The sequence below is a fragment of the Corallococcus aberystwythensis genome (assembly GCF_003612165.1).
Classification (GTDB): Bacteria; Myxococcota; Myxococcia; order Myxococcales; family Myxococcaceae; genus Corallococcus; species Corallococcus aberystwythensis.
This window is the reverse complement of the sequence record NZ_RAWK01000091.1, coordinates 21,295-32,036: the sequence shown is the minus strand read 5'-3', so window position 1 is coordinate 32,036 and position 10,742 is coordinate 21,295. Positions and strand designations below refer to the sequence as shown.

Sequence of the window (10,742 nt, the reverse complement as noted above, 5' to 3'; positions counted from 1 at the left end):
CATGAACACCACCCCCACCGCCCCTGCCACCTTGCCCATCCGCTGTCCCCCTCTGGACTGAATTGGACCCCTGAACCCCTACCGCTGTCCGACGCAGAAACCCTTATCAAGACCCGTGCCAGCCCTTTGGCACGGGGTCCCCAGAGGGAGTGCGAGATGGAGTGGAAGGTAGGGGGTGCACGTTGGGCAATCCTCTTCCACCCCGTGGAAGCGATCGGCAGAAAGCACAGGGGAGAACACCGGGGTAGGACCGGAATTTTTCCCGGATGCGCCCATGTGCGCCTGATGTGGCACTCCGTAACCCACCGAGTTCCAAGGGTTTTCCCTCCCCCCGGCCGCTGGCACACGCGCTGCTAAGAGCCTCCGCCAGAAGCGAGCCACCCGGCCCTTCAGGGCGTGTGAACGGTGGCCCGCGCGGACATCAGCAAACGAAGGAGAGCGGAAGATGGGAATTCGGCGCACGGGGTTCTGGACGGTGATGGGGATGCTCCTCCTGTCGGGTTGTGCTCACCAGCAGACGCTGAAGGTCGACAACGCGGAGCAGCCCTACCGCATCGGCCGCGAGGACGTGCTCGACGTGAGCGTCTGGCGTGACCAGGAGCTGTCGCGCACGGTGCCGGTGCGCCCCGACGGTTTCATCTCCATCCCGATGGTGGGGGAGATCCAGGCCGCGGGCAAGACGCCCACGGAGCTGGCGGAAGCGCTCAAGTCGGGCCTCACGCCTTTCGTGCAGGAGCCGCGCGTGACGGTCATCGTCCGCGAGGTCAACAGCAGCCGCGTCTTCGTGACGGGCGAAGTGGCCCACCCGGGCGCCTACCCGCTGCGCGGCCGCGTGTCGCTCTTGCAGGCCATCGCGCTGGCGGGCGGCTTCACGGACTTCGCCAACTCCGACGGCATCGTCGTTATCCGCACGGACGGCAAGGGCGGGCAGATCCCGGTGCGCTACAGCGACCTGGTCTCCCCCGAGGGTGAGAGCGTCATCCTGCGGCCGGGTGACACCGTCGTCGTCCCGTGAAGCGGGACGGCCGGCAAGACTCCAAAGACAGACATCCGGAAGCAATCAACGTGGGCGTGGGTATGGACGGGAGGGCGGCGGTGAGGGGCAACTGGAAGCGGGCAGTGATTGCAGGCTGTCTCATCGCCGCGCCGGCCGCGCAGGCGGCCACCATCCTGGAGCCGCGGCTGCGCCTGACGGCGGAGGAGCGCTTCGACAACGACATCCGTCTGGGGTCCGGTGGAACCAACGGGCAGTTCATGACGAAGCTGTCCCCGCGGCTGGGCCTGGACGTGAAGAACGAGCAGCTGACGTTCGACTCGTTCTACGCCACGGACCTCCTCGCGCGGCACGGCTCCGGCAAGACGACGGTGGACCACCGCGCGGGCATCGGCTTCCGGGACGTGCTGTCCCGCCGGCTGCGGCTGGACGCCAGCGCGAAGGTGTTCCGCGTCACCGACCCCACGTCGCTGCCGCGTGACGGCCTGGCGCGCTCCACGGCGCCTACCTTCTATGCGACGACGAAGGTGGGGCTCACGGGGCGCGTCACGGAGCGCATGGACGTTCGCGCCGGCTACGCGTTTGAAGCGACGCGCATCATCGAGCCGGGACGGGTGGCGGGCTACGCGCACACCCCGTCCGTGGAGCTGTGGTACCGCACCACGCGCCGGCTGTCCCTGGGCGCCGAGTACCGCTACCAGGGCTTTCTGTACTCCGGCGACTACAGCCAGGCGCACGGCGCTTCCGCGGCCCTGCGCTACCGGCTGACGCGGCCCACCACGCTCACCCTCCGGGGCGGGCCGGTGCGCTACCAGCCGTCGGACGCGTCGCGCGGCGGGTGGCTGCCCCGCGTGGCGCTGGAAGTGGTTCGTGAGGGCGAGCGCAGTGACTTCGGCTTCGCCATGGGTCACGACCTGGTGGGTGCCAGCGGGTTTTCTGGCGCCGTCTGGGCGGACTACGCGTCGTTGATGGGGGCGCACCGGTTCACGCAGAAGCTGTCGGCCTTCGCGGCGGCCAGCTTCTTCCGGAACGGGACGGCGCCCGGTGAGAACTACACGGAGTGGCGCAACACCACGAACGTGTCGCAGGGCTATGCGGTGGGTGGAGGCGTCGAGTACCGGCTGAGCCGGAAGCTCGCGCTGCAGGGGGCGTTCGACCGCATCGCGCAGGTGGGTGCGGCGGATGTCGCTGGTGCGGGGGACCTGACACGCAACGTGTTCGCCCTCCGTCTGGTCATGACAGCTTGGTAGGCAACTTTCGAGTTCGAGGCATGGAGGAGCGGATCATGGAGCGTGGGATGACGGCGGACCAGATGCTTTCGGCGCTGTGGCGCCGCAAGGCCCTGGTGGGGGCGATCGCTGCAGCAATCTTCGTGTTGGGCGCGGCCATCGTGATGACCCGTCCGAGCATTTATGAAGCGTCCGTGGTGGTGCGTGTGGAGCCGCAGCGCCCCGGTGAGGAGATGGTCCAGCGCACGGTGAGCGAGCTCATCGAGCAGCGGCTGGTGACCGTCCGCCAGGAGCTGCTGGCGCGGCCGGTGCTCCAGAAGGCCATCGAGGAGATGAACCTCTACCCGGAGCTCGTGTCCGATAAGGGCATCGAGGCGGCGGTGGAGCAGATGCGCAAGGACCTCACCGTGCGCGTCGAGGGCGAGACGGCCTTCGAGCTGACGTACGCGGGCCGCGACCCGCAGGTGGTGGCGCAGGTGGCCAACCGCCTGCCGGCCATCTTCTCCGAGGAGACGCTGAAGATCCGCCAGACGCAGGCGGCCCGCGCCACGGACCTCTTCACCGAGGAGATGGTCTCCATGGGCAAGGCCGTGTCCTCCTGGGAGGGCAAGATCTCCAAGTTCAAGGTGGACCACCTGGGCGAGCTGCCCGAGCAGATGGAGATGAACATGCGCGGCCTGGAGCGCATCAGCGCCCAGCTGCAGACGAAGTCCGAGGAACTGCGCAGCGCCGAAGCCCGCCGCTCCGACCTGGCCCGCGCTCGCAACGCCGCGGACAGCGAGGCCGGCCGGCTGGAGGCGACGGAGAGCGGCCTGTCCCGCACCCTCACGCAGGCCAAGACGCAGTGGACGCCGGACCACCCGGAAGTGAAGCGGATGGAGCGTGAGCTGGGTGACATCAGCGCCCAGCGCAAGGACGCGGAAGGCCGCATGTACGCCGAGCGCAACGAGCGGACCCGCGTGGCCCAGCTCATCACCAACATCCAGCAGGACATCGTGGACCTCCAGAAGCAGGCCGAGGCGTACCAGGGGCGGCTGAACAACACCCCGCGCTGGGCCCAGGAGCTGGCGGTCATGAACCGGGACTACGAAATCGCCCGCACCAAGTACCAGAGCGTGGTGAGCCGCAAGGTGGAGGCGGAGATCGCCCAGGAGCTGGAGGCCAAGAGCGCCAAGAGCCTGTTCAACGTCATCTCGCCCGCCGGGGTGCCTTCCGCTCCGGCCCGCCCGGACCGCATGAGCGGCCTGCTCATCGCCGCCCTGGTGGCCCTGGCCCTGGGTGTCCTCACCGGCACCGTCCTGGAGATGCGTGACGACAGTCTGCGCGATGGCACCGAGGTCCGCGAGCGCATCACCCTGCCGGTCCTTGCGGTGGTCCCGAACATGCAAGGCAAGACGGAGAAGCGGATCTTGATGCCGATGGCTGGGAGCAAGAACAGCGTCTCCTCGCCCACGACCCTGAATTAATTGCCGCCCCCTTACGGAAAGGATTGGAGAACTCAGATGGATTCGACGATGGAGCGGGCCGGTAACTTCCTCCCCCGCGTGGATGACAGCGCGGCTTCCAGCAACGCGGTGGACCGCCGGGTGGTGACGCTCACGGCCCCTGCTTCCGCGGCCGCCGAGCAGTACCGCACCCTGTACTACCGCCTGGAGCGCATGCGCGAGCAGCGCCCGATGAAGGTGGTGGCGCTCACCTCCGCGATGCCCGGCGAGGGCAAGACGGTGACGAGCGTGAACCTGGCCCTGGCCGCCGCCCGGGCGAACCCGGAGCGCCGCATCCTGCTGGTGGACGCGGACCTGCGCCGGGGGCAGGTGGCCCCCACGCTGGGCATGCGCAACAAGCAGGGCCTGGCGGAGCTCTTGGCCGGTGAGTGCGACGTGCGCGACGTGGTGCGCCGCTTCAACTCCACGCGGCTGGCGGTCATCCCCGCCGGCTCCACGCCGGAGGAGAGCACCCAGGTGCTGGCAAGCGCCCGCATGAAGCAGTTCCTCAAGGCGGTGCGTGAGGGCTTCGACGAGGTGTACGTGGACCTGCCGCCCACGCTGCCGTTCGCGGACGCGGCCATCCTCGGCCACCAGATGGACGGCGTGCTGATGGTCATCCGCGCCAACGTCACCCCCTCCAAGGTGGTGAACCAGGCGGTGGAGCAGCTGGCGGGCGCGGCGCTGGTGGGCTGCGTGCTCAACGGCGCGGAAGTGAACGCGACCCCGTACCTGAAGAACTACGTGAAGAAGTAGCGGTCAGCAGTCGAGGTGAAGGTGTTTCGTGGGCCCGACCCGCTCCTCGCACCGATGAGGTGCGGCGAGCGGGGGGCCTGGAGCGGCGGCGGGTCGGGGTTGGAGGAGTCACGTGCTTCGCGTTTTCCATCACTACTTTTCAGCCAAGAAGTTGACGTTCTTTCTCGCCGAGTCGTCGGCGATCGCGCTGGCCTGTGTCGCGGGTGCCGCGGCCTGCGCGGCCCTCTTCGCGCCCCTGGGCTCCACGCCCCCGTTCGCCACGATGTGGCCGACGCTGGTGGGACTGGGCCTGGCCTTCGTCGTCACCTTCCAGTTCACGCTGTACCTGTTGGACCTGTACGACCTGCGCATCGCGGCCGAGGACCGGACGCGGGGCTACCGCTTCCTCAAGGCCGCGGGCGTCACCGCGATGGTGGCGGGCGGGGTGATGCTGCTGCTGCCGCTGGCCCTGCCGGTGGTGCTGCCTCCCGGGACGCTGCTGGGCGGCGCGATGGGCGCCCTGGCCGGCACGCTGGTGGTGCGCGTCTCCATCCGGGCGCTGGTGGGTGAGCCCGACGCGGTGCTCGTCGTCGGTGACGGCCTCAAGGCCCGCGCGGTGGCGAGCGCCATCGAAGACGGCGGCGAGGGGTCCTTCCGCGTGGTGGCCCTGGTGGACCCGCGCAAGGTGGAGGAGCCGCTGGACTCGATGGCGACCCGCCTCAACGCCTCCTACGTGGTGCAGGCGGCGGACGACATGCGCGGCGCCAACTGGGTGGAGGCGCTCCTGCGCTGCCGGCTGGACGGGCGGCGGGTGTACGACGCGGCGGGCTTCTGCGAGCGCGTGCTGCGCCGCATCCCGGTGCAGTTCCTGCGCGCCAGCGACTTCGCCTTCGCGGATGAGATGACCGTGTCGCCGCTGCGCCGGGCCTTCAAGCGCGTGTTCGACGTGGCGGTGGCGTCGCTGCTCCTCCTGATGGCGTCGCCCTTCCTCATCCTGGTGGCGCTGGCCATCAAGCTGGACTCCAAGGGCCCCGTCTTCTACCGGCAGGACCGCGTGGGCCTGGGCGGCCGCTCCTACCCGCTCTGGAAGTTCCGCAGCATGCGCACCGACGCGGAGAAGAACGGCGCGGTGTGGGCGCGCTCCAACGACGACCGCGTCACCCGGGTGGGCAAGTTCATCCGCAAGACGCGCATCGACGAGATTCCGCAGGTGTTCAACGTGCTCCTGGGCCACATGAGCTTCGTGGGCCCGCGTCCGGAGCGCCCGGTGTTCACCGAGCAGCTCAAGCAGCAGATTCCGTTCTACGGCGTGCGCGAGGCGGTGAAGCCGGGCATCACGGGCTGGGCGCAGATCCGCTACCCCTACGGTGCCTCGGTGGAGGATGCGCGCAACAAGCTGGAGTTCGACCTGTACTACGTGAAGAACGGGTCGCTGTTCCTGGACGTCGGCATTATCTTCCACACCGTCCGGCACGTGTTGTTGGGGCGGGGTGCTCGGTAGCTTGGTTCAGCAGTAGGCATTGATGACCATCCGCGGCCTCCGGTTGTCGGGGGAGGCCGGGATGCCAAGGGTGGGGCCATGGATTGGGATGGGCGAGGGGGTCGGAACATGGTGGGCATGGACGTGGACGCGCCGTTCTCTGAGCAGTGGAGCCAGGACGACGCGCGCAACAAGGCGCAGAACGTTGAGCGCAACGAGCTGCTGCAGGCCCCGAAGAACCGGCCCACGCGCATCGTCGCGATGGGCGGCGGCACGGGACTCCCCATGGTGCTCAAGGGGCTGGCCCGCCGCGCGGCCCCCAAGGGTGGCCAGCCGGGCGTGGACATCACCGCGGTCGTGGCGATGAGCGACGACGGCGGCAGCTCCGGCCGCCTGCGCCGTCAGCACGGCGTGCTGCCTCCGGGCGACATCCGCAACTGCCTGGTGGCGCTCGCGGGAGGCAAGAGCGCGCTGAAGGACGTGTTCCAGTACCGCTTCGGCGGCGCGAAGGGCCTCGCCGGCCACGCGGTGGGCAACCTGCTCATCGCCGCGCTCGCGGAGCTCAAGGGTGACTTCCTGGAGGCGGTGCGGCTGTCCGGGGAGCTGCTGGGCGCGCAGGGCCAGGTGCTGCCCAGCACGCTCGCGTCGGTGCAGCTGGTGGCCCAGATGCACGACGACACGGAGGTCGTGGGCGAGCGCAACATCTGCCGCGCCCACGGCCGCGTGCGCCGCGTGTCGCTCAGCCCCCGCTCGCCGCCCCCGGTGGACGGCCTGCTGGAGGCCATCTACTCGGCGGACCTCATCGCCATCGGGCCGGGCTCACTGTACTCGAGCGTGCTGCCCAACCTGCTGGTGGACGGCGTGGCCCAGGCGCTGAAGGAGACGCGCGCGCTGAAGGTCATGGTGGCCAACCTGATGACCCAGCCGGGCGAGACGGACGGCATGAACTGCCTGGACCACGTGCAGGCCGTCATCGACCACGTGGGGCCGGTGCTGGACGCCGTCCTCGTCAACGGCCGGGCGCCTTCAGACGAGTCCATCCAGCGCTATGCGCGCAAGGGCTCCTTCATGGTCACGGCGGAGACGCGGGAGCTCCTGTCCTCCGGCGTGATTCCGGTGCAGGCGGATCTCCTCAAGGAGGGGTCCAAGATCCGACACGACAGCCGCAAGGTCGCCGCCTGCCTGCTGAAGATGGCCCGCAGCGGGTTGTAGGCCGCGCTGCCCATCACCACCTTGGGGCCCGCTCACATGGAAGCCATTCCTTTTCAAGCCGCCCCCCGGGTCGTGGAAGTCAACGACCGGGCGGCCTTCATGACCCTGGAAGCCGAGTGGAATCAGCTGGTGGAGACCACCTCCAACGAGCTGTTCTACCGGCACGAGTTCCTGCGGCTGTGGCTGGACAACTTCGCCGCCGGGACCCGCATGCGCGTGCTGCTCCTGCGCGGCGAGGACGGAGCGCTCACAGCCGCGCTGCCGCTGGTGGAGGAGCGCACGTCGATGTACGGCGTGCCGGTCCGCCAGCTCACCTCCGCGGCCAACGCGCACTCCTGCCGCTTCGACGTGCTGGCGCGGGAGCCGGACGCCGCAGCGCGGGCCTTCCTCTCCCACCTGCGTGAGACGGGCGGCTGGGACGTGCTCCGGCTGACGGACGTGCCGGAGGGCGGCGTGGGCTTCCGCCTGCTGGAGGCCGCGAAGGACAGCGGCCTGCCGGTGGGCGAGTGGGAGTCGCTCAACTCGCCCTTCGTGCCGCTGCCCGCGAAGAAGGACGCGTACTTCGCGAAGCTGCCGTCCAAGTTCAAGGCCAACTGCCGCCGCCGCCGCCGCAAGCTGGAGGAGAAGGGGAAGGTCACCTTCGAGCGCGTCACCGGCGGGCTGGACCTGGAGGGCACGCTGGAGGAGGGGCTGCTGCTGGAGCAGAGCGGCTGGAAGGGCGCGAATGGCACGGCCATGGCGCAGGACGCGAAGACGCGCGGCTTCTACACGGAGCTGGCGCGGGACGCGGCCTACCGCGACCGGCTGGCGCTGTACTTCCTGCGCGTGGACGGGCGCGCGGTGGCGTTCCAGTACGGCCTGGAATACGGCGGGCGCTACTTCCTGCTCAAGCCCGGCTACGACGAGAGCCTGAAGGAGTGCAGCCCGGGACAGCTCCTCATGGAGGAGGTGCTGGGGCACTGCCTGGAGCGCGGGCTCACCGAGTTCGATTTCCTGGGGCCGGACATGGTGTGGAAGCGCGACTGGACGGATCAGGTCCGCCGGCACACCTGGCTCTACGTGTTCAATGACACCGCCTTCGGCCGGGCCCTGTGCGCGGCGAAGTTCCGGTGGGTACCGGCGGCGAAAGAGGTGGTGGCGCGATGGAAGAAGTGAAGACGACCGACAAGATGTTCGTTCCGTCCCTGCCCACGCTGTGGCCGAGCATGCTGGTGGCCCCGCCGCGTCCGGGGGCGCTGCCGCCGTTCTCGTCTCCCAACGCGCGGTACTTCTACTTCGCGCGCAACGCCGTCTGGCTGACCATCAAGATGCTGCGCCTGGATGGCGGCGAGGTGCTGATGCCCTCCTACCACCACGGCGTGGAGGTGGAGGCGGTGGTGGACGCGGGCGCGACGCCGCGCTTCTACCGCGTGGGCAGCCGCTGGGACGTGGACGTGGCGGACGTGGCGAAGCGCATCACGCCCAAGACGCGCGCGCTCTACCTCATCCACTACGCGGGCTTCCCGGGGCCGGTGGCCGCCATGCGCAAGCTGGCGGACGAGCACGGCATCCCGCTGATTGAAGACTGCGCGCTGTCGCTCCTGTCGTCGGACGGCGCGACGCCGCTGGGCACCACGGGTGACGTGGGCATCTTCTGCCTCTACAAGACCCTTCCGGTACCCAATGGGGGTGCGCTGGTCGTCAATGGCAAGCGTCCGTACAGCCTGCCGGAGCCGCCCGCGCCGCCGCTGGCGTCCACCTTCAGCCACACCGTGTCCGCGCTGTTGCAGAACATGGAGCTGCGCGGCGGGGCGGTGGGCCGGAGCCTGCGCGGCCTGGTGCGTTCGGTGGGCCACGGCGCGGTGAAGGCCGCGAGCGTCGAGCGCGTGGCCACGGGCACGCAGCACTTCGACCGGCGGCACGTGGACCTGGGCATGAGCCCGCTGACGAAGCGGATCGCCCTGGCGCAGGACCTGGAGGGCATCGTCGAGGCCCGCCGGCGCAACTACTTCCTCCTGCTGGGCCGGCTGCGCGACGTGTCGCCGCCGCTCTTCAACCAGCTGCCCGCGGGCGTCAGCCCCCTGTTCTACCCGATGGTGGTGCAGGACAAGGAGGCGCTGCTGGCGAGGCTGCGTGAGAAGGGCATTGACGCCATCGACTTCTGGAAGCGCTTCCATCCCGCGTGTGACCCGTCGGAGTTCCCGGAGGTCGCGCAGTTGCGGCGCACCATCCTGGAGATTCCCTGCCACCAGGACCTGTCGCCGGAGGTGATGGGGCAGGTGGCGGAGGTCGTCCGGGAGGCGCTGAAGTCCGAGCGCCGTCCGAGCAAGCGCGCGTCGTGAGGGAACAGGAGCTGGCTCCCGGGTTGCAATGGCACTCAGGGGCCGGGGCAGTGCTTCGGGAAAGGCATCGGGGTGACGCGGTGATCCGCGAAGATGAGTTGACGTCAGGGCCCAGGTTGTCGCCGCGGCTGGATGTGGCGGCGGTGGGCAGTGCTTCCCAGTTGGCGGGCATGCGGGCGGAGTGGAACGCGCTCCTGGACGCGAGCAACGCCGGTCCGTTCAACGCCTGGGAGTGGCTGTATCCGTGGTGCCGGCGCATCTCGCCCGACGTGCGGCCGCTGGTGCTGACGGCGCGGGACAGGCTGGGCACGCTGGTGGGCCTCTTGCCGCTGGGGCTGGAGCACCGCTGGGTGAACGGGGTGCGCGTGCGGCGCCTGGGCTTCCTGGGTGAGACGCACGTGGGCAGCGACTACCTGGACGTGGTGGCGCGCAAGGGCCGCGAGGCGGAAGCGGCCCGGGCGTTCTTCAACGTGCTCCAGGGGCTGCGCGACGAGTGGGACGTGCTGGATTTGACGGACCTGCGCGAGGGCTCGACGACGCTCGGCGTGGCGCGCGAGGTGTTTGGCGACGTGCGCGTGTCGGAGCGCTACGTGTGCCCGTACGAGACGCTGGTGCCGGGCGAGCCGTTCGACGCGTTCCTCAAGCGCACGGGCCGGCGGGACAACTACCTGCGCCGGCGCAAGTGGCTGGAGAAGCAGGACGGCTACCGCATCGAGCGCACGGACGCGCCGGGCCAGCTGGCCGGGCCGATGACGGACTTCTTCCGGCTGCACGCGCTGCGCTGGTCCTCGGATGGCGGTTCGCAGGGCATCAAGGGCGCCGGCGTGGAGGCGTTCCACCGGGACGCCACGCAATGGCTGGCGGAGCGGGGCCGGCTGCGCATGTACACGATGAAGGTGGGCGGCCAGGCGGTGGCGTCCGTGTACGGCATCCTGCATGGCCAGACATTCGTGTACTTCCAGTCCGGGTATGACCCGGCGTGGCGCAACCGCAGCGTGGGCCTGGTGCTGGTGGGCGAGACGTTCAAGGACGCCATCGAGATGGGCCTCACGGAGTACGACTTCCTGCGAGGCACGGAGACGTACAAGTCCGACTGGGTGACGAAGCAGCGTCAGACGGTGTCGCTGCGCGCGCACGGCGCGGGCCTCGCGGGTGAGTGGTTCACCCGCACCGAGGAGTGGGCCCGCCAGACGCGCAACGCGGTGAAGGGCGTGCTGTCGGACGAGCTGGTGGAGAAGGTCCGCCGGTTCCGCCGCCGCAAGGCCGCGGTCCAGTAGGGCCGCCAGC

Annotated in this window: 9 protein-coding genes; all 9 read left to right on the top strand. The window is 69.6% G+C overall.

Annotated elements, in window-relative coordinates; translation table 11 throughout:
• Window positions 1–445 precede the first annotated feature (445 nt).
• Window positions 446–1,015 carry a polysaccharide biosynthesis/export family protein gene (locus D7W81_RS16805; protein ID WP_120556398.1) on the top strand — a complete coding sequence of 190 codons (570 nt, stop codon included), beginning with the start codon at window positions 446–448 and terminating at the stop codon, window positions 1,013–1,015.
• Between the two features lie 62 nt (window positions 1,016–1,077).
• Window positions 1,078–2,244, top strand: a complete 1,167-nt coding sequence (locus D7W81_RS16800; protein WP_120556397.1) for a hypothetical protein — start codon at window positions 1,078–1,080, stop codon at window positions 2,242–2,244.
• A 35-nt stretch (window positions 2,245–2,279) separates the two neighbouring features.
• Window positions 2,280–3,689 carry a GumC family protein gene (locus tag D7W81_RS16795; protein WP_120556400.1) on the top strand — a complete coding sequence of 470 codons (1,410 nt, stop codon included), beginning with the start codon at window positions 2,280–2,282 and terminating at the stop codon, window positions 3,687–3,689.
• 36 nt (window positions 3,690–3,725) lie between these two features.
• On the top strand, window positions 3,726–4,463 hold the full coding sequence (locus D7W81_RS16790) for a CpsD/CapB family tyrosine-protein kinase (protein ID WP_120556396.1): 738 nt from the start codon (window positions 3,726–3,728) through the stop codon (window positions 4,461–4,463).
• A gap of 112 nt (window positions 4,464–4,575) precedes the next feature.
• Window positions 4,576–5,943, top strand: coding sequence for a polyisoprenyl-phosphate hexose-1-phosphate transferase ExoE (gene exoE, locus D7W81_RS16785; protein WP_120556395.1), 1,368 nt, complete (start codon window positions 4,576–4,578; stop codon window positions 5,941–5,943).
• Between the two features lie 108 nt (window positions 5,944–6,051).
• The gene (locus D7W81_RS16780; RefSeq protein WP_120556394.1) at window positions 6,052–7,134 is read left to right on the top strand and encodes a gluconeogenesis factor YvcK family protein; all 1,083 of its coding nucleotides are present in this window, start codon (window positions 6,052–6,054) and stop codon (window positions 7,132–7,134) included.
• A 36-nt stretch (window positions 7,135–7,170) separates the two neighbouring features.
• Window positions 7,171–8,289 (top strand): GNAT family N-acetyltransferase, encoded by a 1,119-nt coding sequence (locus D7W81_RS16775; RefSeq protein WP_120556393.1) that lies wholly within the window; start codon window positions 7,171–7,173, stop codon window positions 8,287–8,289.
• Window positions 8,277–9,455: a DegT/DnrJ/EryC1/StrS family aminotransferase gene (locus tag D7W81_RS16770; RefSeq protein ID WP_208721332.1), complete on the top strand. Its 1,179-nt coding sequence runs from the start codon at window positions 8,277–8,279 to the stop codon at window positions 9,453–9,455. Before D7W81_RS16775 ends, D7W81_RS16770 begins: the two co-directional genes overlap by 13 nt.
• 80 nt (window positions 9,456–9,535) lie before the next feature.
• Entirely contained in the window at window positions 9,536–10,732 is a 1,197-nt protein-coding gene (locus tag D7W81_RS16765; protein WP_120556391.1) for a GNAT family N-acetyltransferase, read from the top strand.
• Window positions 10,733–10,742 lie beyond the last annotated feature (10 nt).

Excerpts from the sequence above, each read along its gene's own strand:
- D7W81_RS16805 (WP_120556398.1), top strand. The coding sequence starts at position 446 with ATGGGAATTCGGCGCACGGGGTTCTGGACGGTGATGGGGATGCTCCTC.
- D7W81_RS16800 (WP_120556397.1), top strand. The coding sequence starts at position 1,078 with ATGGACGGGAGGGCGGCGGTGAGGGGCAACTGGAAGCGGGCAGTGATT.
- D7W81_RS16795 (WP_120556400.1), top strand. The coding sequence starts at position 2,280 with ATGGAGCGTGGGATGACGGCGGACCAGATGCTTTCGGCGCTGTGGCGC.
- D7W81_RS16790 (WP_120556396.1), top strand. The coding sequence starts at position 3,726 with ATGGATTCGACGATGGAGCGGGCCGGTAACTTCCTCCCCCGCGTGGAT.
- D7W81_RS16780 (WP_120556394.1), top strand. The coding sequence starts at position 6,052 with ATGGTGGGCATGGACGTGGACGCGCCGTTCTCTGAGCAGTGGAGCCAG.
- D7W81_RS16775 (WP_120556393.1), top strand. The coding sequence starts at position 7,171 with ATGGAAGCCATTCCTTTTCAAGCCGCCCCCCGGGTCGTGGAAGTCAAC.
- D7W81_RS16770 (WP_208721332.1), top strand. The coding sequence starts at position 8,277 with ATGGAAGAAGTGAAGACGACCGACAAGATGTTCGTTCCGTCCCTGCCC.